Genomic DNA, 25,282 nt, shown 5'->3' on the forward strand with positions numbered 1-25,282 from the left:
CGCTATAATATTCGGCTAAACCATAGCCCCCCTTATGCAGCTTCTAACGATCGGAATCAATCACCACACCGCGCCCGTCGCCTTGCGCGAACGCGTGGCGTTTCCGCTCGAACAGATCAAACCTGCACTGGACACCTTCAAAGGCGTCTGGATGGGGCGCACGGCCCGTTCAGCACCGGAAGCGGCGATTCTTTCTACCTGCAACCGCACCGAACTCTACTGCGCGACCGACGACCAGACGGCCCGCGAAGCCGCGATCCAGTGGCTGTCCCGCTATCACAACGTCCCCATCGACCAGCTTGCGCCGCACGTGTACGCGCTGCCGCAATCGGAAGCGGTGCGCCACGCGTTTCGCGTCGCGTCGGGGCTCGATTCGATGGTGCTCGGCGAAACGCAAATCGTCGGACAGATGAAGGACGCAGTTCGCACTGCGTCCGAAGCCGGCGCGCTCGGCACGTACCTGAACCAGCTGTTCCAGCGCACGTTCGCGGTCGCGAAAGAAGTCCGCAGCACGACGGAAATTGGTGCGCAATCGGTGTCGATGGCGGCGGCGGCGGTTCGGCTCGCACAACGCATCTTCGACAAGGTGTCGAATCAGCGCGTGCTGTTTATCGGCGCGGGCGAAATGATCGAGCTTTGCGCGACTCACTTCGCCGCGCAGCAGCCCAAGGAACTGGTCGTCGCGAACCGCACCGCCGAGCGCGGCACGCGGCTCGCGGAACGCTTCAACGGCCGCGCCATTCCGCTGTCCGACCTGCCCCACGCGGATGCACGAGTTCGACATCATCGTGTCGTGCACGGCGTCCACGTTGCCGATCATCGGTCTTGGCGCCGTCGAACGCGCGGTGAAAGCGCGTCGTCACCGACCTATTTTCATGGTGGATCTGGCCGTGCCGCGCGACATCGAGCCGGAAGTCGGGCAACTCGAAGACGTGTTCCTGTACACCGTCGACGATCTCGGCGCGATCGTCCGCGAAGGCAATGCATCGCGGCAAGCCGCCGTTGCGCAAGCCGAAGGCATCATCGAAACGCGCGTGCAGAATTTCATGCAATGGATCGACGCGCGCAGCATCGTGCCGGTCATCCGTCATATGCACACGCAGGCCGACGCGCTGCGCCGCTCGGAACTCGAACGCGCGCAAAAGATGCTCGCGCGCGGCGACGATCCCGCCGCCGTGCTCGAAGCGCTGTCGCAGGCGCTGACCAACAAGCTGATCCACGGTCCGACACACGCGCTGAATCACGCCAGCAGCGACAAGCGCGATACGCTGATCGAAATGATGAGCGGCTTCTACAGACACTCCGGTTCTTCGGAGCGTTAGCGGCGTTGCCGCTGCGGCGCGGTTCGCTTCACGTCGTTCGAACGACGGACTGCCGCCCATCACGCACAGGGCACTCGCCCGCTTTTCTCACCGTCCCGTCGTCTTTTCCGGAGCCCGCTCCGTACCGCCCCGATGAAAACGAGCATGCAAAGCAAGCTCGACCAGCTGACAATCCGGCTGGCCGAACTGAACGACCTGTTGAGCCGCGAGGACATCACCGCGAATCTCGATCAATACCGGAAACTGACGCGCGAACACGCGGAGTTGGGACCGCTCGTCGAGCAATATGCACTGTGGCGACAAGCCGCGAACGACGCCGCGACCGCGCAGGAACTGTTGTCGGACGCGTCGATGAAAGACTTCGCGGAAGAAGAGATTCGCGCGGCGCGCGACCGGATGGAGCAACTCGGCGCGCAACTGCAGAAAATGCTGCTGCCGAAAGACCCGAACGACGAACGCAATATCTTCCTCGAAATTCGCGCGGGCACGGGCGGCGACGAATCCGCGCTGTTCGCGGGCGACCTGCTGCGGATGTATTTGCGCTTCGCGGAACGCAGTCGCTGGACCGTCGAAATGATGTCCGCCAGCGAATCCGATCTGGGCGGCTACAAGGAAGTGATCGTGCGGATCGCCGGCGAAGCCGCCTATTCGAAGCTGAAGTTCGAATCCGGCGGACATCGCGTGCAGCGCGTGCCCGCGACGGAAACGCAGGGCCGGATCCACACGTCCGCGTGCACGGTCGCGGTGATGCCGGAAGCGGACGAAATCGGCGAAGTGGAAATCAATCCCGCCGATCTGCGAATCGACACGTTCCGCGCGTCCGGCGCGGGCGGACAGCACATCAACAAGACCGATTCGGCGGTGCGCGTCACGCACTTGCCGACCGGGATCGTCGTCGAATGTCAGGACGATCGCTCGCAGCATAAGAATAAAGATCGCGCGCTGAAGGTTCTCGCCGCGCGAATCAAGGACAAGCAGGAACACGAGCAGCATCTGAAGGAAGCCGCCACGCGGAAAAGTCTGATCGGCTCGGGCGACCGTTCCGAACGGATTCGCACCTACAACTTCCCACAAGGACGTCTGACGGATCACCGGATCAATCTGACGCTGTATCGCCTCGACGCACTGATGGACGGCGATCTCGACGAACTGATCGCGGCGTTGGTCAGCGAGCACCAGGCCGAATTGCTGGCGTCGCTCGGCGACGCCGACTGATCGCCGCCACGATGACATCCGACGTTCAAACCGCCGAAACCTTGCTGCGCGCGTCGCCGCTGCCGCTGCTCGAAGCGCGGATTCTGCTCGGGCACACGCTCGGCTGGAGCCGCACCGAGCTGATCACGCGCAGCGACCGCCCGCTCGACGCCGCCGACATCGCGCGTTTTCGTGCGCTGGAGGCGCGCCGCGTGGCCGGCGAACCGGTTGCGCAACTGGTCGGCGCGCGGGAATTTTTCGGCTTGACGTTCGAAGTCACGCCCGACGTGCTGATTCCGCGTCCGGAGACCGAATTGCTGGTCGAAACTGCGCTGAATGCGCTGGCGGGCCTGTCGCGGCCGCGCGTGCTGGATCTCGGCACCGGAACCGGTGCGATCGCGGTTGCGATTGCATCGATGCGGCCGGATGCGTCGGTGTGGGCGCTCGACCGGTCGGACGCGGCGTTGCAGGTGGCGCAGCGTAACGCGGCGGCCTTGCTCGACGCGCCGCGCCCGGGCGGCCCGCTGCACTTCACCGCAAGCGACTGGTACGCCGCCCTCGATCCCGCGCTGCGTTTCGACGTGATCGTCAGCAATCCGCCGTATATCGCGAACGGCGATCCGCATCTGGCCGAAGGCGATTTGCGCTTCGAACCGCGCGGCGCGCTCACCGACGGAGCCGACGGTCTCAGCGCGATCCGCTTGATTGTCGCGGGCGCGGCGGCCCGCTTCGACGCATCGACCGGCGGCGTCTTGTGGATGGAGCACGGCTACGACCAGGCTGCCGACGTCCGCGCGTTGCTGACCGCGCACGGTTTCAGCGACGTCCGCTCCGAGCGTGACCTGGCCGGCATCGAACGGATCAGCGGCGGACGGCTGCCGCGTCGCACCTGACGCGTCGCCGCGTCCGGTCAGTCGTAACGAAATCCGCTATCATTTCGTTCTATCTACCCAACATTTTGCGCACCGCAAGGGCAATCATGGATACGCAACAACGCATCAAACAAATCGTCGACGGCAGCGATGTCGTGCTCTTCATGAAGGGCACCGCGCAATTCCCGATGTGCGGCTTCTCGGGCCGCGCCATCCAGATCCTGAAGGCGTGCAACGCCGGCGAGATCAAGACGGTCAATGTGCTGGAAGACGAAGAAGTCCGTAGCGGCATCAAGGAATTCTCGAACTGGCCGACCATTCCGCAGCTTTACGTGAAGGGCGAGTTCATCGGCGGCTCGGACATCATGATGGAGATGTACCAGTCCGGCGAACTGCAACAACTGTTCGCTGCGGCCTAAACGCGTTTGACCGATACCGTCGCAAGGACGCCGCACGCCATGCAACCGCGCGCCGCGGCGCCCCGCCGGCTGATCATCGCGATCACCGGCGCGACCGGTGCCATTTATGGCATTCGCCTGATCGAGACGCTGAAGCGGCTCGGCGGCGTCGAAAGCCATTTGCTGATTTCGAGCGCAGGCTGGCTCAATATCCAGCACGAACTCCAGATGAATAAAGACGACGTCCACGCGCTCGCGGACGTCGTGCATTCGGTACGCGATGTCGGCGCGAGCATCGCATCGGGTTCGTTCGCGACCGACGGCATGATCGTCGCGCCGTGCTCGATGAAAACGCTGGCGAGCATCGCGCACGGCATGTCGGATAACCTGATAGCCCGCGCCGCCGATGTCACGCTGAAAGAGCGCCGCCGCCTCGTCCTGATGGTGCGCGAAACGCCATTCAATCTCGCGCATCTGCGCAATATGACCGCCGTCACCGAAATGGGCGGCATCATCTTCCCGCCGCTGCCGGCGTTCTACCAGAAACCCGCGTCGATCGACGAACTGGTCGACCATACCGTCGCGCGCGTGCTCGATCTGTTTGCGCTGGGTCCGGCTTTGTCGCCCGCTTGGGCGGGATTGAACCAGCCTCAAGATTGAGCGGCCGCGTCGCTATACGCGATTGCGAACACCGGCGACACAATCAATTCCACTTCCGGCCGTTTATCAAACGGGAGTGCGGCTCTATATTGGCAGTAACCCACACTTTTTGCCGCGCTCATCCGCGAGCCTGCTGCCATGAACCGTGTTCCGTCGCTGTATCTGTCCCACGGCGCGCCGACGCTGCCGATCGATCCTTCGTTGCCGTCCGTCGAATTCGCGACGCTGTCGCAACATATTCCGCGTCCTGAATCCGTGTTGATGCTGTCCGCGCATTGGGGCACCGCGCAACCGGTCGCGAGCATTTCGACGCAGCCAGAAACCATCCACGACTTCTACGGCTTTCCGCGCGCGCTGTACGAGATCCAGTATCCGGCGCCCGGCGCGCCGCAGGTCGCGGAGCGCGCCGCCGCGCTGCTCGGCGAGCAAGGCATCGCGACCGCCACGCATCCGTACGGGCTCGATCACGGCGCCTGGGTACCGATGCTGCTGCTATTCCCGCAAGCCGATGTGCCGGTCGCGCAGTTGTCGATTCAGCCGCGGATGGATGCCGCGCACCATTTCCGGATCGGACGGGCGTTGCGTGCGCTGCGCGACGACGGCGTGATGGTGATCGGTTCGGGCCAGATCACGCACAATCTGCGCGCCGCCGATTTCTCCGCGCGTCCGGAAGACGCCGATCCGCGTGTCGATGAATTTACCGGCTGGTTCGAAGCGCGCCTCGCCGAGCGCGATATCGACGCGTTGCTCGACTATCGACGCCAGGCGCCGCATGCCGTGCTGATGCACCCGACCGACGAGCATCTGTTGCCGGTTTTCGCCGCACTCGGTGCCGCCGACGACGATTACACGCTGGGGATTCAATCGTTGGGGACGTATCAGAAGTCGCTGGCAATGACGAACTACGTGTTCGGCACGGCCTGAGCTCGAGCGCCCAACAAAAAGCCCGCCTGAACATCCGTTCAGGCGGGCTTTTCTACGCGTTGCGCGGATCGACCGCGCGGACGTTCAGTGCGAACCGATGCCGTCGAGCACTTCGTCGTGCGTCAGGCGCTCGTCCAGATATTCCGAACGATAGCCGGTGTGCACGCCCCAGTAGTAGAACACCAGCGCGAACACGATCACGACGCCCATATCCCAGCCGTAGGGAATCACGTTGTGACCGCCGAACTCCTTGCTGCCGATCAACGACAGGATCGCCATCACCGGCAAATACGCGACCAGCCACCACGCGGCCTTCAGATCGCGGCCCCAGCCGGAGAAGCCCGACTTCGCCTGGAAATAGAAGTAGACCGGCAGCGCGACGACCATCAACAGGATGATTTCGCCCGTCAGCGGCCATTTCGCCCAGTACAGGATCAGCGACGCGCAGACGAACGCGAACGGCGCGATGGCCTTCATGCCGGGAATCGTCAGCGGACGTTCGAGGTCCGTTGCCGTGCGGCGCAGCGCCATCAGGCTGATCGGGCCGGTCAGGTAGGAAATCACCGTCGCAACCGAAATCACCGCCGCCAGCGAGCTCCAGCCGCGGAAGAAGAACATGAAAATGAACGACACCAGCAGGTTGAACCACATGGCCTGACGCGGCACGCCGTAGAACGGATGCACGTTGCCGAACATCTTCGGCATCGTGTTATTGCGTTCCATTGCGTAGATCATGCGGGTCGTGGTGGCCATGTAGGTCGTGCCGGTACCGCTCGGGCTGACGAAGGCATCCACGTACAACAGGATGGCCAGCCAGTTCAGGTTCAGCGCGATCGCCAGTTCCGCGAACGGCGACGCGAAATTGAAGTGGCTCCAGCCCTTCATCACGTCAGCCGGATTCACGGCGCCGATATACGCGATTTGCAGCAGCACATAGATGACGAGCGCCAGCAAGATCGAGCCGATCACCGCGAACGGCACGCTTTTGGACGGATTGCGCGCTTCGCCGGCCAGGTTGATCGGGCTCTGGAAACCGTTGAACGCGAACACGATGCCGCTCGTCGCGACCGCCGTGAACACCGCCGACCAGCCGTACGGCGCGAACGTGCTCGCCTCGCCGAAGTTTTCGTGGTGGAAGCCCGTCAGCATCAAACCGGCGATCGTCGCGCCCGGAATGATGAACTTGAAGACCGTGATTGCCGAATTGGCGCGCGCGAACAGCTTGACGCCCCAGTAGTTCAGCACGAAATAGATGATCACCAGCCCCGCGGACAGGAACAGCCCGTTTCTGGTGAGTGATCCGTCGATGTACAGGTCGTGCGCCCACTGATACGGCCACGTGCTCATATATTGAATCGAGGCTTCGGCCTCAATCGGGATCACGGAAACGATCGCGATCCAGTTGGCCCACGCGCTGATAAACCCGACCAGCGCGCCGTGCGAATAGCGCGCGTAACGCACCATGCCGCCGGACTCGGGGAACATCGCGCCGAGTTCGGCATAGGTCAACGCAATCGCCAGAATCACGACCGCGCCAATGACCCACGCGCAGATTGCCGCGGGTCCTGCAATTTTTGCGGCCTTCCACGCACCGAACAGCCAGCCCGATCCGATGATCGAACCGAGTCCTGTCAGCAATAGCGCGAACGGCCCGATGTTCCGTTGAATAGAACTTTTCACGTCTTCTCCTGTATCAAAACCATGTCGGCACCGCGTGGCATCGCTTATGGCGGTGAGGACGGTGACGAGCACGGCATGGGCACCTTCCAGTGCAACCCATCCCCGCGCGGCGCGTAGTTTAACGGTTGCACCGGCGCAATGCGGTGAAACCGAGGGTTCTCCCTAAGTAAAAATCCCGGCGAACAGCAAGATTTGTAAGCAAGCAATCCACTTGGCATGGCCGATCTTGTAAAGATTTGCGGGCACTGTTGACCTTCTCTCGAAATGGCCGTATAACGTTCGGGCAGGATTTCAAGCGGCGAGTGAATTGGTCTTTCGTAGTTCGCCCATCAACGGTACTCCGGTTGGTCCCATTACCCCCTTCCTTGATTTTCATGCACCCATTGGGCTTCGGCCTTATTCACCATCTTTAGGAACAAGTAATATGGAAACCGGTACCGTCAAGTGGTTCAATGACGCAAAGGGCTTTGGCTTCATCACGCCGGACGGCGGTGGCGAAGATCTGTTCGCGCATTTCTCGGAAATCCGCACGGAAGGCTTCAAGACGCTGCAAGAAAACCAAAAGGTTACGTTTGAAGTCAAGACGGGCCCGAAGGGCAAGCAAGCCGCTAACATCAAGCCGGTGTAAGCGCGCAGCTTCCTTCTGGACGCTAAAAACCCCGCCTCGGCGGGGTTTTTTTATGTCTATTGCAATTGCAAAGCGCATTCACGTTATGAATGATTGATTCATTTGAACCAATCATGAAACACACGCACCGCAGATGAATCAATACGTATTTTTTACGTGAAGCGCTTTCAATTGATTTGATTTGGACGGTTATTGAAAGATCCGTCGTGCGTGAATACCGAGTCCAGTCGCGACACTGGCAAGTCGGTCGCCGAATACCGGTCGCGCATCCGGAAATGCACCCGCGAGCGCACCCGACAAGAACGCAAGTCCGGTCGAACCGCCGGTAAAGTACACCGCGCTGACATCGCGCGGCGCGACGCCCGCTGCCTGGACCGTATCCCGCGCCGCCTGAACGATGCGCAAGGTTTCGTCCTGACCCGACTTGATCAGTTGCGCTTCGTCAAAAGCCAGGCGCAAATCGTCTTCGACCTGATCCAGATCGATGATCGTTTCCCCGCCCGCCGCCACGCCGATCTTCGCCTCTTCCGCGCGCGCGGCCAGCGCGTGACCCAGACGTTGCTCGACCACCCGCATCAGACGGTCGTGATGACGCGTTTGCGTGAACAGATGACGCATCAGGCTCAGTTCGTTGACGCGCTTCGGTCCGTAGACCGTGTTAATCAGATGCCACGTCGCGAGGTCGAAGTAGATGCGGTTCGGGATTTCGCGGCCGTTGGGATCGAGCGACTGGTAACCCAGTTCACGCAGAACCGTCGCGAGTTCGACGCGCCGGTCGAAATCGGTTCCCGCAACGTGCACGCCGTGATGCGCCAGCACATCGTCCTTGCGCTCGATCCGATGCATCCGCTCCGGCCCCACGCGCACCAGCGAGAAGTCCGACGTACCACCGCCAATATCGGCGACCAGCACGAGACCTTCTTCCGTCAGATGCGATTCGTAATCGAACGCAGCTGCGATCGGCTCATACTGAAAATGAATCTCGCGAAATCCGACCGACCGCGCCGCCGCTTCCAGCTGCGACTGCGCCATCGCGTCGGCGCGCGGATCTTCATCGACGAAGAACACCGGACGGCCGAGCACCGCGCGCGAAATCGCGCTTCCAGCGCTCTTCTCTGCCGATTTTTTCAAATGATCGACGAAGATAGCGATTACATCGGTGTATTTGATCGCAGATCCGTCACCGAGATCCGTCGAGTTTTCCGCCAGCGGCGAACCGAGAATGCTCTTCATCGAGCGCATCAAACGGCCGTCGAAGCCGTCTATATACGCTTCGAGCGCGGCACGGCCGTACTCGCGCGTGTTCTCGTCGGTGTTGAAAAAGACGGAAGTGGGCAGCGTCGTGTACGCGCCTTCGACGGGCGCAAGGCGCAGCGCAGCGCCATCAGGCACGGCGACGGCCGAATTCGAGGTGCCGAAGTCAATCGCGCAATAAGTCATGGCAGGGGATCGCCGCTGAGGGCTGGCGCGCACAGAAAGGGGAGCGGCTTTGTAACACGAAAGCGCGCCGGGTATCAACAACGTCGACGGCGCTCGGACGCGGTCGACGGACGGAACAGAATTTGCTCATTTGCGCAGCATATGTCGCCAAATTGTACTTAAACGAACAGGAGACAGGCAGCAATGATCGAACCCGCCGCCGCGGACGCCCACGCTCACGTCACCACCGACGCCGCCGCAACGAAGGCGGCCATCGTCGAAACCAACCTGCCCGCGCGGCTCGACCGCTTGCCGTGGGGCCGTTTCCATTCGCTGATCGTCGTCGCGCTCGGTGTGACATGGCTGCTCGACGGGCTCGAAGTCACGCTGGCGGGATCGGTGGCGAGCGCGCTGAAATCCAGTCCGACGCTGCACTTCAGCAACGCCGATGTCGGTCTCGCCGGTAGCGCTTACATTGCTGGAGCGGTATTGGGCGCACTCGGATTCGGCTGGCTCACCGACCGGCTCGGCCGTCGCAAGCTGTTCTTCATCACGCTCGCGTTGTATCTGGCGGCGACCGCGGCCACCGCACTGTCGTGGAATCTGGCCAGCTTCCTGATGTTTCGCTTTTTGACGGGCGCGGGAATCGGCGGCGAATACACGGCCATCAACTCCACCATTCAGGAATTTACACCGGCGCGCGTGCGCGGCTGGACCGATCTCGGTATCAACGGCACGTTCTGGGTGGGCGCGGCGCTCGGCGCGGGCGGTTCGCTGGTGTTGCTCGATCCGAACCTGCTGCCGCCCGATTACGGCTGGCGCGCGTGCTTTTTTATCGGCGCGGTGCTCGCGCTGGCCATTCTGCCGATGCGCGTCTGGGTGCCCGAAAGTCCGCGCTGGCTGATCACACACGGCGATCACGACGAAGCGCGCGGCATCGTCGAGGCGATCGAAACGCGCTTTCGCAACGAAGGCCATACGCTGACGGACGATCCGGACACCAGCCTGAAACTGCGCGCGCGCGACCACACGCCGCTCGGTGAAGTGTTTCGCGCGCTGTTCGTCGTGCACCGGCGCCGCGCGCTGGTCGGTTTGTCGCTGATGACCGCGCAGGCGTTTTTCTACAACGCGATCTTTTTCACCTACGCGCTGGTGCTGACCGATTTCTATCAGGTGCCCGGCGACCATATCGGCTGGTATCTGCTGCCGTTCGCGCTCGGCAATTTCCTCGGACCGTTGCTGCTCGGCCGTCTGTTCGACGTGATCGGACGACGCAAGATGATCGCGACGACTTATGCGCTTTCCGGCATATTGCTGACCGTCAGCGGTTACGCCTTCGAACAGCAATGGCTGAACGTGACGCAGCAAACCATCGCGTGGATGGTGATCTTCTTCTTTGCGTCGGCGGCGGCGAGTTCGGCGTATCTGACCGTCAGCGAATCGTTTCCGCTGGAAATTCGCGCGCTGGCGATCGCGGTTTTTTACGCGTTTGGAACGGCGCTGGGCGGCATTGCCGGGCCGGCGTTCTTCGGGCGGCTGATCGACACGCATCAGCGCAGCGAGGTGTTCACCGGCTATCTGGTCGGTTCTGCGCTGATGATTTTTGCGGCGGTCGTCGCCGCGATCTGGGGCGTCGATGCAGAACGGAAATCGCTGGAAAGTGTGGCCGCGCCATTGTCGGCGGTGAGTGCGGACGAATGACTTCGTAACCGACGGCGTACGCACGATAAAAAACGCGTGCCTCAGCGATGAGGTCACGCGTTTTTTAATCCGTTGCGGCCGGAACAGCTTTAAAACGGCTTCTTCCATGCGCCGGCGAAGGCGATGTCGCCGAGCGGCAGGCGCGTGCGGACCGACTTCTCACGTTCGCGCAACACCGGGTCGAGCTTGTCGACATCGCCGAAATGGCCGATCGAAATCATCGCGATCACTTCGACGTCGTTCGGAACGGCGAACGTGCTGCGGAACGCGTTGACGTCGAAGCCGCTCATCTGATGCGCGGCGAGACCCAGTGCATGCGCCTGCAACACCAGCGCCAGCGCGGCAGCGCCCGCGTCGTACGGCGCGCAGCGGTTCACTTCGCCCTTGTTCGTCAGCGTTTGCGTGGTGACGGCGATCAACACCGGCGCCGGTGCGTTCCAGCCTTGATTGAACGGCACGAGGGTCGCGAACGCCTGCTTGAACGACACTTCGTCGACGCTACGGTCGAACACTACGAAGCGCCACGGTTGCGCGTTATACGACGACGGCGCCCAGCGGGCGGCTTCGAGGACCGAATGCAATTGCTCGCGGCTCACCGGCTCGCTCGAATAGGCGCGCGGGCTCCACCGGCCGGCGATCAATTCGTGGATGGCAACTGCGGTAGGGGCGGGTTTGTTGGTCATGCGCTTCTCTCGGTCGAAATTCATGATCGTCGGGCGAGTGCCCGCGGCCACATAGCATAACCGGGGTTCGACTTGCGTGCGTTCGCAAAGAATGCGAACTCCGGCGACGACGCGCCGCATTGCGCCACATCGCGCCGCGTCGTCGGTCCGGCGGCCTTCGCGCCGTTCCCGCGCCGTCTTCGCGCCGTCTCCGCTCAGACCACGCGAAGCCGGAGCGGCATCAAGCCGGTTGCGCCGACGTGCTTCGCGCGCCGCGATTGATGCGCAACACGATCACCGCCGCGACCAGACACAAGCCGCCCGAAATCATCGACGCGACCGTGTACGTGCCCAGGCTCGCGCGCAACATGCCGGCGCCGAGCGCCGCGAACGCCGCGCCCAGCTGGTGGCCGGCGACCACCCAGCCGAACACCACCGGCGCGCTTTCCTTGCCGTAGACGTCGGTGGCGAGACGGACGGTCGGCGGAACGGTGGCGATCCAGTCGAGACCGTAAAACACGGCGAACAGCGGCAAGCCGAAAAAGTCGATGCCGAACGCATGCGGCAGATACATCAACGACAGGCCGCGCAGTCCGTAATACCAGAACAGCAGCACACGACTATTGAACCGGTCCGACAACCAGCCCGACAGCGTGGTGCCGAACAGATCGAAAATGCCCATCGCGGCGAGCAGCGACGCGCCCTGCACTTCCGTCATCCCGTAATCGCCGCACATGGCGATCAGATGCGTGCCGACATAGCCGTTGGTGCTCGCGCCGCAAATGAAGAAGCTGAAAAACAGCAGCCAGAAATCGCGCGTCTTGCTGGCCATCGCCAGCGTGCCGAACGCGATCGCGAGCGGATTCTGTTTGGTGACCGTGGTATTCAACGGCGCGTCGGCGGGTTCGCCGAACGGACGCAGATTCATGTCCGCGGGACGCTCGGGCAGCAAAAACGCGACCAGCGGCAACGTGATCGCGGCGGCAATCGCGACCGTCCACACGACCGGCCGCCAGCCGTGATTCTGCGCAATCGCTGCGAGCAGCGGCAGGAACACGAGTTGTCCCGTCGCCGAACTCGCCGTCAGAATGCCCATCACGAGCCCACGATGCGTGGTGAACCAGCGGTTCACCACCGTTGCGGACAGCGACAGCGCCGCCACGCCCGTCGAACTGCCGACCATCACGCCCCACACCAGAATCATCTGCCACGGTTGCGTCATCAACGACGACAAGCCGACGCCCGCCGCCAGCATCGCCAGCGCGATCAGCAACGTGGGACGCACGCCGAAACGCTGCATCGCCGCCGCCGCGAATGGGCCCATCAGACCGTAAAGCGCGATGTTCACAGAAATAGCCAGCGAGATCGTCGCGCGGCTCCAGCCAAACTGATGTTCGAGCGGCACCATCATCACGCTCGGTGTGGCGCGCGTTCCGGCCGCCGCCAGCAATACCAGGAACACCACGGCCACGGTCAGCCACCCGTAGTGAAAGCGCCCGCCAATCCATTTCGCTGCCCAGTTCATCGGATCTCCCGTCGACGCGCGGTGCAAACCGTCCAGCGTCGCTGCGTTATTACAGTTGTCGTAAAAGACTTGTGACTAGTCTGTCACAATTTGAGTTGCGATGTTAGTGACCGGTCGGTAACATGTCAAGGTATTGATTGATCGAGAGATTCACAGAAATTCCGCGAGGCACGTCCATGTCAGATACCGCCGATCCCGCTGAAACAGTCCCGGCCAGCGCCACGGCCGAAACCGCTGCGCCGGACAAGCGCGCGCGCCGCACGCCGCCGCGCGCGCGCACGCAAACGGCCGGGCCGCAGGCGCAGGAGAATCTGCTGAATGCGGCGTCGGAGCTGTTTTATCGGGAAGGCGTGCGCGCGGTCGGCGTCGATGCCGTGGTCGAGCGGGCGGGCGTCAACAAGATGAGCCTGTACCGCCAGTTTTCGTCGAAGGACGAACTTGTGCTCGGCTATCTGGAACGCAAGGACCGCCAGTTTTTCGGCTACGTCGAGAAGAGTTTCGACAAGCATCCGGGCGAACCGGCCAAACAGCTCCTGCAATATTTCGACGACCTCGCACGACGCGCGTCGATCGACGATTACCGGGGATGTCCGTTCGTCAACGTGGCAGTGGAATTTCCGGACGCGTCGCACGCGGCGCGCGTGTTCGTCGCGGATAACAAGGCGCGTCTGATGGCGCGTCTCACGGAGCTTTCCACTCAGGCCGGCGCGGACGACCCGGTTGCGCTCGCCAATGCGCTGGGGTTGGTGATCGAGGGCGTGTATGCCGCGAGCCAGACTTACGGGCCGGGTTGCGGGCCGATTCTCGCCGCGCCGAAAGTAGCGGCGCTGCTGATCCGGTCAGCGTGTCCGGCGGCGGCTTCGAACCCGGCGACGCCGGAATGACGCGCGGCGCAATCGCGATCAAACGACGCGCCGCCGCGCATCGTTAAAATAGCGGTCTCTTTCACCCGTCCGCGCTTGCTGTCTCTTCCTATGCCGTCTGCCGCTTCTCACGACACCGCCTCCCACGACACCATCGTCGCGGCCACCCGTCACTGGCTGACGCGCGCGGTGATCGGCCTGAATCTGTGCCCGTTCGCGAAAGCGGTGCACGTGAAACAACAGATCCGCTACGCCGTCAGCGACGCGACCGACATGGAAGGCGTGCTGACCGATCTCGAAGCGGAATTGCACACGCTCACGGCGACCGATCCCGCCATTCTCGACACCACGCTGCTGATCCTCCCGCACGCGCTCGCCGATTTCCTCGATTACAACGACTGCCTGTTTTTCGCGGACCGGATGCTCAAGCAATTGCGCGTCGCAGGCGACGTGCAGATCGCCAGCTTTCATCCGGATTACCAGTTCGAAGGCTCCGCCGCCGACGATATCGAGAACTACACGAATCGTGCGCCCTATCCGATCCTGCATCTGCTGCGCGAAGCGAGCATCGAGCGCGCGGTCGATGCCTTTCCCGACGCTGCCGATATCTACGAGCGAAATCAGGAAACCTTGCGCAAGATGGGTCTGAAAGGCTGGCAGGACTGGATGAGCCGGCCGTCGGACGATTAAGCGGACGGCCGCTTTTCCGGCTGACGCTTAGGCCGCGACCGCGAACCGCTCGCGCAATTCAGTCAGACCGAGGCTCTCCATCACCTCGTTGAGCCGCTCGGTCGGACGACGACGGGGCAAATCCTTGTAGTGCGCGATGATCAGCTCGTTTTTCATCGAGTGCTCCCAGCCGACCAGTTCCGTCACGTTCACCTGATAGCCGTGCGCCTCCAGTTGCAGGCAGCGCAGCACGTTGGTGATCTGGCTACCGAATTCGCGCGTATGCAGCGGGTGACGCCAGATTTCCGTCAGCGCATTCCCCAGCGACTGACTCTTGTTGCGCTTCAGCACGCCCGCCACTTCCGCCTGGCAACACGGCACCACGACGATGTACTTCGCGTGCTTTTGCAGCGCGAAGCGGATCGCGTCGTCCGTTGCGGTGTTGCAGGCGTGCAGCGCCGTGACGATATCCACCTGCGGCGGAAGTTTGTCGGACGTGATCGAGTCCGCCACCGACAGGTTCAGGAACGACATGCCGCCGAATCCCAACCGCGCCGCCAGCGCTTCCGACTTCGTCACCAGCTCTTCGCGCGTCTCAATGCCATAAATGTGTGAGGCATCGCGCTGTTCCTTGATGAACAGGTCGTAGAGAATAAAGCCCAGATAAGACTTGCCTGCGCCGTGATCGACGAGCGTCACGCTGCCCTGCGTGTCCTTCAGGTCCTGGAGCAACGGCTCGATGAACTGGAACAGGTGATAGACCTGTTTCAGCTTGCGTCGGCTGTCCTGGTTCATCTTGCCGTCGCGCGTGAGGATATGCAGTTCCTTCAACAGTTCGACGGATTGATTCGGGCGGATTTCGTGAGTTTTGCTAGACATCGTGGGAACCGCCATCCATTTCAGCGCGAACGTGCGACAGATGACGGAAAAAAGGAAAAGTTGCTGCCAGTTTACCGAAAGCGCGAAGACCTGACCGACAGGACTTTGCGATCGACGCAAAACGGCAGCGTGGCAACGCTCCGTGCGACCGCCAACCTGGAACGCTTCATGCATCACAGGGCGCAGTGCACGGAAACTTCAGCGCAGCGTGAACTTGCAGTAACGATGCGCTATCGGACGATAGCAGGCGGCAAAAGCAGGTGGCAGCACCGCGGTAATGTAACGACAGCCGGGCAACGCGTGCGGTGGAATGGTGAGGGCACGCCGCGAGCGACAACAAATATGGGCCTGCCGGGACGATTGATCGAAACCGGACAGGTCAGCGTGTGGGGAGGTCGGCCCGGAACATTGGGACGAACGTTACGTAACCTGCAGTGCGCCGCGATGTCAACGAAGCGCGCGCAGACGATGATGAGGCGGCAATGGATACGATACCCAACGGAAACGCAGAGCAAAAGTTTCAGGAATTGCTCGCAAAACTGACAGCAACACCAGCCTGGTCCGAAAAGCAGCAGATCGAACTGGAAATGGCGCGCGACATCTCGGTCGAGATGCTGCGGCTTGCCGAACAGATACGCGACGGCAGCGTCGATATCGAAACCTGTCTCATGATGCTCAAGTACGCCAAAGTACTCGACTTCGTGATGACGACGCTCGCGTCGCGACGGGACATCAAGCCGCAAACTTTACGCGTCATTTTCAAGCTCGCCGGGCTGAAAGTGGACGAGGCATATCCGGGCTAACAAAGCCGGATCGGATCGAATACGCTGTACCGACGACAGGCCGCGATGGGCCGGGCGCTTCCTGAGTAGACGGGAGCATCCAGTTCAGCGCGGCTTGTTGCTTTTTGCGCGGCGGCGGACGCGAGCTGCGTTCGGTTCACAGGAGGGGATTTAAAAAGCATAGGACGCAGCCTGGCTTTTCAAAGTTTGCCCCGTCCATCGCAGAGTGTGAAAATAGCGCCCTTCCCATCCGCCAGCGCCGCCGCGCAACGTCCTCGCGCGCGTCACGGCCGCCGTCATCCGTCGATCGCCCCGAATGCCTACTTCCTCCCCTGCCGAGTTTGCCCGTTCCGCCCGCGTTGCCGTCATCGGCGGCGGTCCCGCGGGACTGATGGCCGCCGAAGCGCTCGCGGCGCGCGGACTGGCCGTGGACGTGTACGACGCGATGCCGTCGGTGGGGCGCAAATTCCTGATGGCCGGCAAAGGCGGCATGAACATCACCCATTCGGAACCGCTCGAACCGTTCACCGGACGCTACGGCGCGCGCGCGCCGCAGATCGCGCCGCTGCTCGACGCGTTCGGTCCCGACGCGTTGCGCGCATGGTTGACCGGTCTCGGCGTCGAAACCTTCGTCGGTAGTTCGGGCCGCGTGTTCCCGTCCGACATGAAAGCTGCGCCGATGCTGCGCGCGTGGTTGCATCGGCTGAAGGAAGCGGGCGTGCGCTTTCACATGCGCCACAAGTGGACCGGCTGGTCGCCCGTCACCGACGACGTCGCCACCGCGTCGCACTCGCTGCGCTTCACGACGCCCGACGGCGAGCGCGACCTCACCTGCGACGCGATCGTGCTCGCGTTGGGCGGCGCAAGCTGGCCGCGCCTCGGCTCCGATGCCGCGTGGGTACCGCTGCTGACGGCGCGCGAGGTGCCGGTCGCGCCGCTGTTGCCGTCCAACTGCGGCTTCGAAGCGGACTGGAGCGAGCATTTCCGCGCCCGCTACGCTGGTCATCCGCTGAAGCCAGTCGCCATTTCCGTCGTCGATGTAGACGGAAAAGTCCACAATCGACAAGGTGAGTGTGTTGTGACGGAAACCGGGGTCGAAGGCAGTCTGGTGTACGCGCTTTCGTCGTCGATCCGTGACCGTTTGCTGGCCGACGGCGACGTGACGATTTCGCTGGATCTGGCGCCAGGCTTGCCGCTCACGCGTGTGATCGACGAAGTGACGCGTCCGCGCGGCTCGCGCTCGATGTCGAGTCATCTTCAGAGCCGGATCGGTTTAGGCGGGGTAAAAGCGGGTTTATTGCACGAGTGTCTGTCGAAAGACGCTTTCATGGACCCGGTGCAACTCGCGCATGCGATCAAGGCGCTGCCGTTGCGTCTGACGCGCGCGCGGCCCGTCGAAGAGGCGATCAGTTCGGCGGGTGGCGTTCCGTTCGAAGCGCTGGACGCGCAGCTGATGGTCGCGCGCGTGCCGGGCGTGTTTTGCGCGGGAGAAATGCTGGATTGGGAAGCGCCGACCGGCGGCTATCTGCTGACCGCGTGCTTCGCGAGCGGGCTAGTTGCGGGACGTGGCGCCGCGGCCTATCTCGAACGGGCGAACGCCTGAGCCGACGTTGCCCGTATCTGGAACGCTGAAGCGCTGAAGCGCTGAAGCGCGACGTTAGTACGAAGTTAACGCGCTTTAAGACGCCACAGCGACGTGATTTCCGCTGCGCGTGGCGCGTGCAGCGGATCGGACGGATCAGCGGCTTTCGGGTGACGCGGACGGATGTCGTCGCGACCTGCTACCGTCAGGCCGCTTTCTTCGATTGCCTTCATCAGCATGTCGCGGCTGCGCAAGCCGAGGTGTTCGGCGAAGTCGGACAGAATCAGCCAGCCTTCGCCGTCCGGCGTCAGATGCGCGGCCAGTCCGGCCAGGAAACCGAGCAGCATCCGGCTGTCCGGATCGTAGACGGCGTATTCGATCGGCGACGCGGGCCGGGCCGGCACCCACGGCGGATTGCAGATCACCAGCGGCGCACGGCCTTCCGGAAACAGATCCGCCTTGACGATTTCAACCTGGGATTGCACGCCGAGCCGCGTCAGATTTTCGCGCGCGCATTCGAGCGCACGCGGGTCCTGATCCGTCGCGACGATGCGTTTGACGCCGCGCTTCGCGAGCAATGCGGCCAGCACGCCGGTGCCGGTGCCGATATCGAACGCCAGTTCCGTCGACGGCAGCGGCGCCCTCGCGACCAGATCGACATATTCGCCGCGAACCGGCGAGAACACGCCGTAGTGCGGGTGAATCCGGTCGCCGAGCGCCGGAATCTCGACACCCTTCTTGCGCCACTCGTGCGCGCCGATCAACCCCAGCAATTCCCGCAACGACACCGCCGACGTATCGTCGCCCGGCAGCCCGTATGTTTCGACGCAGGCGTCACGGACGTCGGGCGCGCGGCGCAGCGGGATCGTGTAATCGGCGTCGAGCGGAATCAGGATCATGCCGAGCACGCGCGCCTTCTGCGATTGCGTCAGACGATGCTGGTTGAACGCGTCGAGCGGCGTCGTGGGTGGTTTGCGGGGCTTGCGCTCGGCGCGTCGCGTGACGGCCTGCAGCAGTTGCCGCGCATTCTGGAAATCGCCGCGCCACAGCAGCGCTGTGCCTTCGCATGCGAGCCGGTAGGCGGCGTCGGCGGTGATCGTGTCGTCGGCTTGCACGACGCGTTTCGGCGGCGGCACGGCGGCTTCGGAACGCCAGCGAGCGGTGCGTGGGCCGTCGGCTTCGGGCCAGGTCAAAGTGGGAGGCGTGGTCATCGATGAGGCAATCGGGCTTTCGAAATGGACGGCTGCGCGGGCTTGCGGTGCGAGGTCGGCAATCTGCGAATCACGGGATTCACACGAATCACACAGGTCACGACGACGACGACGGCCCGGCCGGCCAGGAACGGATAGAAGCGCACACACCGCAACGGTCGCCGGTTCGCGCCGGGTTGCGGTCTATGCGTTGAATATCGGGAAAGGGAAAGTGTGGCAGCGGGCGCCGCGTGTGTACAGAATATTCGCGCCAGGGCGCGCGTGGCGGCGGAGAGCAAACGGAGGGAATCTGGGACCGCCGGGCGCGGCGAGCGATGTCACCGTGCGGCTTTACTGATGGTAAAACTCGCCGCGTCGGACAGTAGCCGGACGCGGCGTGTTGCTGAAGCCTTACGACTGATGCCGACGCAGCGTCGTCGCGGTCAACGTGGTGGAACCGACGCTCATGGGCAGCGGCGTTTGCGGCAGCAAACCGAGCAACGCGCGCATTTCTTCGCCGGCCAGCACTTTCTCGAACGCCACTTTGCCCATCGAGTTGATCAGCAGACGACCCATCACGTCGGCCTTCACGTATTCGATTGCGAGCAGGCTGATCACGGAATTGTTGGTGATCACGGCTTCGTCGATGGACAGCGCGCCGAATTCGGCGGTGATCGCGTCCTGTTCGTCGGCTACCACGACCGACAGCCGCCGCCCGCCCAACCGACGCCGCGCACTCTCGCCGCACTCGCGCAAGTCGTAGCAACGCGGACCGGCCAGCGTGGCCATGCCGTAAATCGCGACATGCACGTCGACACCACGATTCGCCGCCGCTTCAAGTGCGTTGCGCACGAGCGGCATTTCCTCGTCCCAGACCGCCGCGAACAGCGACGTCTTGGCGGATTCGATCGTGGAGTTGAAAGCGGTGACGATGGCCGTCTGATCGCGTAACGACCAGACCAGACCGGGCTCGCGCGCCGCCGGCAACGACGACAAACCCTTGTCGATCAGGTTGAGATCGCCCTCGAAACGCGCGCGAATTCGCGCGAGCACTTCGACATAAGGCACTGCCGCATAGCGCACGGGTTCAGAGCGGTGCGCGAGGATCGCACCCTTCGCGTCGAGGCGTTGCAAGGTTTCGTAGATCTTGGATGGCGGCACGTGGGAGAGCTTGCCCACCTCGTGACCGTTCATCGGCGAACGCTGCAACAAAGCGCAGTAAGCCTGTGCTTCGTATTGGGAAAAACCTAAGCGAATCAACGCTGCAATGAGGTCGTCGGGGATTTGTGTCGTCATGCGCAGAGACTAGCACAACTCACTTGATCGAGCTACACTACATCGGTAGTGTATATATTCACTACACCGGTAGGGTAGCCGGCGGGGAACAGGTCGTCCGTGGGGCGCGCCGTCGCAGAACGTCAGGAGAGCATCATGCACAAGCGGTTTTCGTCAGGTTCCACGTGGGAATCGACCATCGGTTATTCGCGCGCCATTCAGGCGGGCAACACGCTCTACGTATCGGCAACCGCATCCAGCGGCCCGGACGGCTCGATCGTCGGTGAAGACCTGTACTCGCAGACCAAAACCATTCTGGAAAAACTCGGCAGCGTACTCGGCGACGCCGGTTTCGATTTCAGAGACGTCGTGCAAAGCCGCCTGTATGTCACCGACGTCGCGGAATGGAAAGAAGCCGGCCGTGCGCACGGCGAAGTGTTCGGCGACATTCGCCCGGCACTCACGCTGTTGCACGTTGCGCCCTTCGTCGATCCGAAGATCCTGATCGAAATGGAAATCACCGCCGTCAAGCGCGAAAACAACGCCTGACCGCCCGCCCCTCCGCCAACCATCATGGAAAGCACACCGCGCGACGCCAACGCCGAACCATCGGTCGCGTCGCAGCCCAAGCCTAAAAACTGGCTGATCGCGTTTCTTGCGACCGCGGCCGGTGTGGCTATTTCCAATAACTACACGCTGCAACCCGCGCTGCCCGCCGTCGCGCAAACCTTCGGGGCGTCGCTGACCGCGGTCGGGCTCGTCGCCGGCAGCATGCAGGTCGGCTACATGCTCGGCATCCTGCTGCTGGTGCCGCTCGGCGACAAACTCTCGCCTACCCGCCTCGTCTTCTGGCAATTTCTCGCGCTCGCGTTCGCGCTGACGCTCGCCGCCTGTTCGCCCACGCTTCCCGTGCTGATCGCCACCGGTTGCGTGATAGGCGCGGCCGCCACCAATGCCGTGCATCTGTCCACGGTCGCGTTTCGTTCGGCGCCGCCCGATGCGCGCGGCCGGGCGGTCGGCACAGTCGGCACGGGCATCGTCGCGGGCATTCTGCTGAGCCGGTTCGTCGGCGGTCTGCTGTCGCAGCAGGCCGGGTGGCGAGTGATGCTGATCGCGTCCAGCGTCGGTGCGCTAGTGCTCGCGTTTCTGTGCTGGCGCCTTCTGCCCATCGACCGCACGCGCAACGAAACCCGTTATCTGCAGCTGCTGGCATCGCTGCCCGCGCTGGTGCGGCGTTATCCGCTGCTGCGCGAAGGGATCGCAGTCGGCGCGTGCTGGTACTTCGTTTTCAGCATGTTGTGGGTGACGCTGGTGATCAGCGTGTCGCAAGCGCCGCTGAACCTCAACCCGGCGCAAGCCGGGATGTTCGGTTTCGCCGGTGCGCTCGGCCTGCTCGCCACGCGCGTGGCCGGTCGCGCATCGGATCGGTTCGGTTCGCGGCAGGTGATCGCCACCGGTTTCGTCATCGTGATTGCCGGCGTGGCGGTGCTGCTGGTCGCGCCGTCGTCGATTGCGGGTACGGCCGTTGGTGTCGTGCTGTTCGATATCGGTTGCTTCTCGGCGCAGGTCGCCAATCAGACCCGCCTGCTCGCAATCGATGCCGACGCGCGCAGCCGTATCTACAGCGTCTACATGTTCGCGTATTACGCGGCGGGCGCAGCCGGTTCGATCGTCGGGCCGCTGATTCTGGCGCATTTCGGCTGGCAAACGGTGTGTCAGCTCGCGGCAGCGATCGCCGTCGCCGGATTGCTGATCACCGTCGCGCGGCATCTCGCGTCGCGCAGGTCCAGCCGGCCGGTTTCGCGACACGCCCCGCTCCCGCATCAGGCGCGCCTGTCCGGGCATGGCCGCGACAGTCGCTGAGCGATCGTCGAGTCGTGCAAAACGACACAGAAACCACACGCAGCAACGTGAGCCGTAACAACCGCAACATCGGCAACACCCGCACCAACCGCAACACCCCGCTTTAGACCACAGCGCACCGCAGCACGCCGCATAAGCAGACGCCGGACCGAACACCGTTGCTCGCCACGCCAACGCACCCGTGCGTCACGCGTGGCCCCGCTCCGGTGACACGGCGCATCGCACTTCCGCGCGTTCGACGCGCATCTGGGCCGCCACCCGGCGAGCCCGTTTCCAGACCGGCTTTCCGTCAACCGGCCGGCATCCCCCTGTCCCTTCGTGGCGCACGCATCGATGCGCGTGCCACCTCGTCCCCGCCGAGCGCGGGCTTTGCCGTTTCTTAGGCCGAACGGACGCCCCCGACTTGCCGAGCCTGTTCTCCGCCATCCCGCAAAACGCCGGAAATGGCGCGCATTCGTCGATAAACCGTGCGTCGATTAAAGCGTTCCCGCGCTTTAACGCAGCAGGTATTTACCGGATGGCCAAACCGCCTTTCGACGCATTCTCCGACCCGATTATTTTCGGAGAAAAATCAAATGCGCAAGTGGCACGAGGAAAAAATCGAAAGGCTCGCGAAACGTGAACTTTCGGAGGGCGAGCTTCACGCGGAAATAAGCACGTGTGCGGACATTCTCGATTTTAAATACTGGATGTTCGGCATCCGCTTACCGATCCCGATATCGCGGCCGCTCACGGCGATTCGCAGCAATTTTCCCGCGAACTATCTCGACGACTGTCCGAAACCCGACAATCTCGAAGTCGATCCGATTTTCCACCATTGCCTGAATTCGACGGTGCCGCTGGTTTGGGCGAATGAACCGCATCGGCCGGGCAGCCGGAATCGCAAGACCCCGCTCTCGTGGACCGCGCGCTTCGGCTGGTCAATGTCGATGCGCGGCCCGGCCGGCGCGTTGACCTGGTTCACGCTCGCGCGCAATTCATCGGCGATCGGCGCGGACGAACTGGCAATCAACGAATACACGATGATCTGGCTCGCGCATCTGGCGCATGCGCGGATGAGCGCCTTCTTGTTGCCAGGCTTACTCGCCGGCGGAATTCCGCGTCTGTCGCCGCGCGAGCGGGAAGTGATGCGCTGGACCGCCGAAGGCAAAACCGCCGCCGAAATCGGCTTATTGCTCGGCATTGCAGAAACCACGTGCATTTTTCATATCGGCAATGCAACCCGCAAACTCGGCGGCGTCAACAAAACACAAGCCGCCACACGCGCCGCCGTACTCGGATTGATTGCGTGACGCATTGAACCGTTGAATTTTCACCAGAAACGGCCGGTTTTTAAGATTACCGGCCGACACCCCTCTCATTTCCTGGAGCTTGTTGCGACATTGGCGCCCGCGCTATTTTTCGTCTCAAGATTCGAATCAATCCTGCGAAACCGGATTCAGCGTGATGTCGTGAATCCGCATCAAACCAACCCGATCGATTTACACCGCAATCGATTCATTTCAAACCGGTTCTTGATTATGTGGCTATTACAACTCGTGCTGATTATCGCGGCGTGCCATGTGTGCGGTTATGTGGCGGAACGTGTCGGGCAATGCCGGGTGGTCGGTGAGATCAGCGCCGGAATCGTGCTCGGACCGTCGGTGCTGGGTGCTGTTTTGCCGGAATTTCACACCACGATGTTTGCATCGGCCGCGACTGCCGGTATGTCTCAGCTAGGCGAAATCGGACTCGTTTTGTTGATGTTCGAGATCGGACTGCATATGCAATCCGGCGGAAATCGCAACAACAGCGGCTACCTCAAGCGCGCCCCGATCAGCGCGAAGCTGCCCGCACTCGTCGCGGTTTTCGGTTTGCTGCTGCCGTTCGCGCTCGGCGTCATCGTCGCGTTCTGCTCGAAAAGCACGCTGGCGCCCGCGCAAGCCGCGACGCCCTATCTGCTCTTTTGCGGCGTCGCGCTGGCCGTGTCCGCCGTGCCGGTGATGGCGCGCATCGTCGTCGATCTGAAACTCGCCCGTCATCCGCTCGCGACCGCCGCGATGTCCGCCGCGATGCTCACCGACATCGCCGGCTGGTTGATGCTGGCCGCGATCGCGTCGATTGCCGGTGCGGAGCATGGCGGCGACGGCGCGGCCGGATTGCTGCGGCCGCTCGCGTCGATCGTGCTGTATGCGCTCGGCTGCATCGCGGGCGTGCGTTACCTCGTCAAGCCGTGGCTGATGCGCGCCGCCGCGCGGCAGGACACGCAAGCCGTGTTCACGCTCGTCACCTGTTGCGTGCTGCTGTCGGCGTGGACGACGAGTCACCTCGGTTTTCACAGCGCGTTCGGCGCACTGCTGCCAGGCATCTTGCTGCGCGACGTCGACGTCGTGCGCGAACAGTGGGAACGCACGCTCGGCGGCTTCGTGCGAATCGTGCTGATGCCGGTGTTCTTTTCGTATGCCGGTCTGCATACGTCGATCGCATCCGTCGATGGTTACGACGCGTGGCTGTGGTTCGGCGCGTTCCTCGTCGCCGGCTTCGCGGGCAAATACGGCGGCGCCTATCTCGCGTCGCGGGTGTGCGGCTTGCCGTCGAACGACGCGTCGGTGATCGCGTCGCTGATGAACGCGCGCGGCCTGATGGAGCTGATCGTGCTGTCGATCGGTTTGCAACTCGGCATCTTGCCCACGCGCGTCTACACGATTCTCGTGCTTTTCGCGCTCGTCACCACCGCGATGACGACGCCGCTCGTGCGCCATCACTTGCGACATCACTTCCGTGCGGCCCATGCGCCGCTGCCCGATCCCCAGCGCTAAGACATTGCGCCGCAACGGCCACGCAATCGCCATTGCAATGGCTATCGCACCTGCAACACCTCCACCGGCATCACCGTCCACCTCAACTTCGGAGCGCCTCATGTCCACTACCGCCCTTCAACCGCTGAACAAGCAACGCATCGTCGAGACGATCCGCGACATCATCGCGACCCGACTCGATCTCGACATTGCGCCGGAACGGATCGGCCTAACCGATGGCTTTCAGTCCGTCGTCGGCGTCGATTCGATCGGCTTTATCGAGCTGCGCTACCAGTGCGAAGAAAGCTTCGGCATCAAGATCGACGAAGACGACTTCGTGCCGGACAACTTCCTGAATTGCGACACGTTGTCCGATTTCCTGCTCGCCCGGCTGAGCGCGCATTGACGCGCGGCCAT

Annotated in this window: 24 protein-coding genes and 1 pseudogene; 18 read left to right on the forward strand and 7 right to left on the reverse strand. The window is 62.8% G+C overall.

All coding sequences use genetic code 11. The features are described 5' to 3' along the window. Positions 1-34 precede the first annotated feature (34 nt). The 6 genes and pseudogenes from hemA to PW947_RS09055 all read left to right on the forward strand — a co-directional run bounded on the left by hemA (position 35) and on the right by PW947_RS09055 (position 5,370). Positions 35-1,322: pseudogene (hemA, locus tag PW947_RS09030) on the forward strand (glutamyl-tRNA reductase). Between the two features lie 132 nt (positions 1,323-1,454). Then, the gene (gene prfA / locus PW947_RS09035) at positions 1,455-2,537 is read left to right on the forward strand and encodes a peptide chain release factor 1 (protein ID WP_299630967.1); all 1,083 of its coding nucleotides are present in this window, start codon (positions 1,455-1,457) and stop codon (positions 2,535-2,537) included. An 11-nt stretch (positions 2,538-2,548) separates the two neighbouring features. Beyond that, entirely contained in the window at positions 2,549-3,409 is an 861-nt protein-coding gene (prmC, locus tag PW947_RS09040) for a peptide chain release factor N(5)-glutamine methyltransferase (protein WP_299630968.1), read from the forward strand. 86 nt (positions 3,410-3,495) lie between these two features. Beyond that, positions 3,496-3,807, forward strand: coding sequence for a Grx4 family monothiol glutaredoxin (gene grxD / locus PW947_RS09045; protein WP_299630970.1), 312 nt, complete (start codon positions 3,496-3,498; stop codon positions 3,805-3,807). 39 nt (positions 3,808-3,846) lie between these two features. Next, positions 3,847-4,446, forward strand: coding sequence for a UbiX family flavin prenyltransferase (locus PW947_RS09050; RefSeq protein ID WP_299630971.1), 600 nt, complete (start codon positions 3,847-3,849; stop codon positions 4,444-4,446). 138 nt (positions 4,447-4,584) lie between these two features. Continuing rightward, positions 4,585-5,370, forward strand: coding sequence for a class III extradiol ring-cleavage dioxygenase (locus tag PW947_RS09055; protein WP_299630972.1), 786 nt, complete (start codon positions 4,585-4,587; stop codon positions 5,368-5,370). Positions 5,371-5,454: 84 nt separating this feature from the next. Here PW947_RS09055 and PW947_RS09060 read toward each other — a convergent pair whose 3' ends face one another. Further along, positions 5,455-7,050 (reverse strand): APC family permease, encoded by a 1,596-nt coding sequence (locus PW947_RS09060; RefSeq protein ID WP_299630974.1) that lies wholly within the window; start codon positions 7,048-7,050, stop codon positions 5,455-5,457. Between the two features lie 424 nt (positions 7,051-7,474). On the opposite strand from PW947_RS09060, the gene PW947_RS09065 reads away from it, so the two are divergent. Then, positions 7,475-7,678 (forward strand): cold-shock protein, encoded by a 204-nt coding sequence (locus PW947_RS09065; protein ID WP_007180251.1) that lies wholly within the window; start codon positions 7,475-7,477, stop codon positions 7,676-7,678. Between the two features lie 189 nt (positions 7,679-7,867). Here the strand turns inward: PW947_RS09065 and PW947_RS09070 are convergent, their stop codons facing one another. Beyond that, positions 7,868-9,118, reverse strand: a complete 1,251-nt coding sequence (locus PW947_RS09070) for an Hsp70 family protein (protein ID WP_299630991.1) — start codon at positions 9,116-9,118, stop codon at positions 7,868-7,870. A 183-nt stretch (positions 9,119-9,301) separates the two neighbouring features. Here PW947_RS09070 and PW947_RS09075 point away from each other — a divergent pair, with 183 nt between their 5' ends. Next, positions 9,302-10,798 (forward strand): MFS transporter, encoded by a 1,497-nt coding sequence (locus tag PW947_RS09075; RefSeq protein WP_299630992.1) that lies wholly within the window; start codon positions 9,302-9,304, stop codon positions 10,796-10,798. An 89-nt stretch (positions 10,799-10,887) separates the two neighbouring features. Here PW947_RS09075 and PW947_RS09080 read toward each other — a convergent pair whose 3' ends face one another. Both PW947_RS09080 and PW947_RS09085 read right to left on the reverse strand, forming a co-directional pair. Continuing rightward, positions 10,888-11,481: a nitroreductase family protein gene (locus tag PW947_RS09080; RefSeq protein ID WP_299630993.1), complete on the reverse strand. Its 594-nt coding sequence runs from the start codon at positions 11,479-11,481 to the stop codon at positions 10,888-10,890. Positions 11,482-11,701: 220 nt separating this feature from the next. Beyond that, entirely contained in the window at positions 11,702-12,985 is a 1,284-nt protein-coding gene (locus PW947_RS09085; RefSeq protein ID WP_299630995.1) for an MFS transporter, read from the reverse strand. 176 nt (positions 12,986-13,161) lie between these two features. Between PW947_RS09085 and PW947_RS09090 the strand changes: the two genes are divergently transcribed. Further along, positions 13,162-13,869 carry a TetR/AcrR family transcriptional regulator gene (locus PW947_RS09090; RefSeq protein ID WP_299630996.1) on the forward strand — a complete coding sequence of 236 codons (708 nt, stop codon included), beginning with the start codon at positions 13,162-13,164 and terminating at the stop codon, positions 13,867-13,869. Positions 13,870-13,959: 90 nt separating this feature from the next. Beyond that, positions 13,960-14,538, forward strand: a complete 579-nt coding sequence (locus PW947_RS09095; protein WP_299631202.1) for a DUF1415 domain-containing protein — start codon at positions 13,960-13,962, stop codon at positions 14,536-14,538. A 27-nt stretch (positions 14,539-14,565) separates the two neighbouring features. Here PW947_RS09095 and PW947_RS09100 read toward each other — a convergent pair whose 3' ends face one another. After that, complete coding sequence (locus tag PW947_RS09100) at positions 14,566-15,396, reverse strand: SAM-dependent methyltransferase (protein WP_299630997.1); 831 nt, start codon at positions 15,394-15,396, stop codon at positions 14,566-14,568. Positions 15,397-15,878: 482 nt separating this feature from the next. Between PW947_RS09100 and PW947_RS09105 the strand changes: the two genes are divergently transcribed. Further along, positions 15,879-16,199 (forward strand): DNA-binding protein, encoded by a 321-nt coding sequence (locus PW947_RS09105; RefSeq protein ID WP_299631205.1) that lies wholly within the window; start codon positions 15,879-15,881, stop codon positions 16,197-16,199. Between the two features lie 295 nt (positions 16,200-16,494). Continuing rightward, complete coding sequence (locus PW947_RS09110) at positions 16,495-17,781, forward strand: TIGR03862 family flavoprotein (protein ID WP_299630998.1); 1,287 nt, start codon at positions 16,495-16,497, stop codon at positions 17,779-17,781. Positions 17,782-17,846: 65 nt separating this feature from the next. On the opposite strand, the gene PW947_RS09115 is transcribed toward PW947_RS09110, so the two are convergent. Continuing rightward, entirely contained in the window at positions 17,847-18,971 is a 1,125-nt protein-coding gene (locus PW947_RS09115; protein WP_299631000.1) for a class I SAM-dependent methyltransferase, read from the reverse strand. 390 nt (positions 18,972-19,361) lie between these two features. After that, positions 19,362-20,246: a TrmB family transcriptional regulator gene (locus PW947_RS09120; protein WP_299631002.1), complete on the reverse strand. Its 885-nt coding sequence runs from the start codon at positions 20,244-20,246 to the stop codon at positions 19,362-19,364. Between the two features lie 135 nt (positions 20,247-20,381). Between PW947_RS09120 and PW947_RS09125 the strand changes: the two genes are divergently transcribed. The 6 genes from PW947_RS09125 to PW947_RS09150 all read left to right on the forward strand — a co-directional run bounded on the left by PW947_RS09125 (position 20,382) and on the right by PW947_RS09150 (position 25,271). Next, complete coding sequence (locus PW947_RS09125) at positions 20,382-20,774, forward strand: RidA family protein (RefSeq protein ID WP_299631004.1); 393 nt, start codon at positions 20,382-20,384, stop codon at positions 20,772-20,774. Between the two features lie 24 nt (positions 20,775-20,798). Beyond that, positions 20,799-22,088 (forward strand): MFS transporter, encoded by a 1,290-nt coding sequence (locus PW947_RS09130; protein WP_299631006.1) that lies wholly within the window; start codon positions 20,799-20,801, stop codon positions 22,086-22,088. A gap of 403 nt (positions 22,089-22,491) precedes the next feature. After that, complete coding sequence (locus PW947_RS09135) at positions 22,492-22,710, forward strand: hypothetical protein (protein ID WP_299631007.1); 219 nt, start codon at positions 22,492-22,494, stop codon at positions 22,708-22,710. Continuing rightward, positions 22,664-23,380 (forward strand): autoinducer binding domain-containing protein, encoded by a 717-nt coding sequence (locus PW947_RS09140; RefSeq protein WP_299631008.1) that lies wholly within the window; start codon positions 22,664-22,666, stop codon positions 23,378-23,380. Before PW947_RS09135 ends, PW947_RS09140 begins: the two co-directional genes overlap by 47 nt. A gap of 228 nt (positions 23,381-23,608) precedes the next feature. Further along, positions 23,609-24,886 (forward strand): cation:proton antiporter, encoded by a 1,278-nt coding sequence (locus PW947_RS09145; RefSeq protein ID WP_299631009.1) that lies wholly within the window; start codon positions 23,609-23,611, stop codon positions 24,884-24,886. Between the two features lie 100 nt (positions 24,887-24,986). Then, positions 24,987-25,271: an acyl carrier protein gene (locus PW947_RS09150; RefSeq protein ID WP_299631011.1), complete on the forward strand. Its 285-nt coding sequence runs from the start codon at positions 24,987-24,989 to the stop codon at positions 25,269-25,271. Positions 25,272-25,282 lie beyond the last annotated feature (11 nt).

The sequence above is a fragment of the Paraburkholderia sp. genome (genome assembly GCF_028283785.1).
Taxonomy (GTDB): Bacteria; Pseudomonadota; Gammaproteobacteria; order Burkholderiales; family Burkholderiaceae; genus Paraburkholderia.

What these genes read in the sequence shown, in the direction of transcription:
- grxD (WP_299630970.1), top strand. Translation starts at nt 3,496, where the DNA reads ATGGATACGCAACAACGCATCAAACAAATCGTCGACGGCAGCGATGTC.
- PW947_RS09085 (WP_299630995.1), bottom strand. Translation starts at nt 12,985, where the DNA reads ATGAACTGGGCAGCGAAATGGATTGGCGGGCGCTTTCACTACGGGTGG.
- PW947_RS09070 (WP_299630991.1), bottom strand. Translation starts at nt 9,118, where the DNA reads ATGACTTATTGCGCGATTGACTTCGGCACCTCGAATTCGGCCGTCGCC.
- PW947_RS09090 (WP_299630996.1), top strand. Translation starts at nt 13,162, where the DNA reads ATGTCAGATACCGCCGATCCCGCTGAAACAGTCCCGGCCAGCGCCACG.
- PW947_RS09120 (WP_299631002.1), bottom strand. Translation starts at nt 20,246, where the DNA reads ATGACGACACAAATCCCCGACGACCTCATTGCAGCGTTGATTCGCTTA.
- PW947_RS09105 (WP_299631205.1), top strand. Translation starts at nt 15,879, where the DNA reads ATGGATACGATACCCAACGGAAACGCAGAGCAAAAGTTTCAGGAATTG.
- PW947_RS09065 (WP_007180251.1), top strand. Translation starts at nt 7,475, where the DNA reads ATGGAAACCGGTACCGTCAAGTGGTTCAATGACGCAAAGGGCTTTGGC.
- PW947_RS09130 (WP_299631006.1), top strand. Translation starts at nt 20,799, where the DNA reads ATGGAAAGCACACCGCGCGACGCCAACGCCGAACCATCGGTCGCGTCG.
- PW947_RS09145 (WP_299631009.1), top strand. Translation starts at nt 23,609, where the DNA reads ATGTGGCTATTACAACTCGTGCTGATTATCGCGGCGTGCCATGTGTGC.
- PW947_RS09140 (WP_299631008.1), top strand. Translation starts at nt 22,664, where the DNA reads ATGCGCAAGTGGCACGAGGAAAAAATCGAAAGGCTCGCGAAACGTGAA.
- PW947_RS09150 (WP_299631011.1), top strand. Translation starts at nt 24,987, where the DNA reads ATGTCCACTACCGCCCTTCAACCGCTGAACAAGCAACGCATCGTCGAG.
- PW947_RS09125 (WP_299631004.1), top strand. Translation starts at nt 20,382, where the DNA reads ATGCACAAGCGGTTTTCGTCAGGTTCCACGTGGGAATCGACCATCGGT.
- PW947_RS09050 (WP_299630971.1), top strand. Translation starts at nt 3,847, where the DNA reads ATGCAACCGCGCGCCGCGGCGCCCCGCCGGCTGATCATCGCGATCACC.
- prfA (WP_299630967.1), top strand. Translation starts at nt 1,455, where the DNA reads ATGAAAACGAGCATGCAAAGCAAGCTCGACCAGCTGACAATCCGGCTG.
- PW947_RS09100 (WP_299630997.1), bottom strand. Translation starts at nt 15,396, where the DNA reads ATGTCTAGCAAAACTCACGAAATCCGCCCGAATCAATCCGTCGAACTG.
- prmC (WP_299630968.1), top strand. Translation starts at nt 2,549, where the DNA reads ATGACATCCGACGTTCAAACCGCCGAAACCTTGCTGCGCGCGTCGCCG.
- PW947_RS09095 (WP_299631202.1), top strand. Translation starts at nt 13,960, where the DNA reads ATGCCGTCTGCCGCTTCTCACGACACCGCCTCCCACGACACCATCGTC.
- PW947_RS09080 (WP_299630993.1), bottom strand. Translation starts at nt 11,481, where the DNA reads ATGACCAACAAACCCGCCCCTACCGCAGTTGCCATCCACGAATTGATC.
- PW947_RS09075 (WP_299630992.1), top strand. Translation starts at nt 9,302, where the DNA reads ATGATCGAACCCGCCGCCGCGGACGCCCACGCTCACGTCACCACCGAC.
- PW947_RS09110 (WP_299630998.1), top strand. Translation starts at nt 16,495, where the DNA reads ATGCCTACTTCCTCCCCTGCCGAGTTTGCCCGTTCCGCCCGCGTTGCC.
- PW947_RS09055 (WP_299630972.1), top strand. Translation starts at nt 4,585, where the DNA reads ATGAACCGTGTTCCGTCGCTGTATCTGTCCCACGGCGCGCCGACGCTG.
- PW947_RS09115 (WP_299631000.1), bottom strand. Translation starts at nt 18,971, where the DNA reads ATGACCACGCCTCCCACTTTGACCTGGCCCGAAGCCGACGGCCCACGC.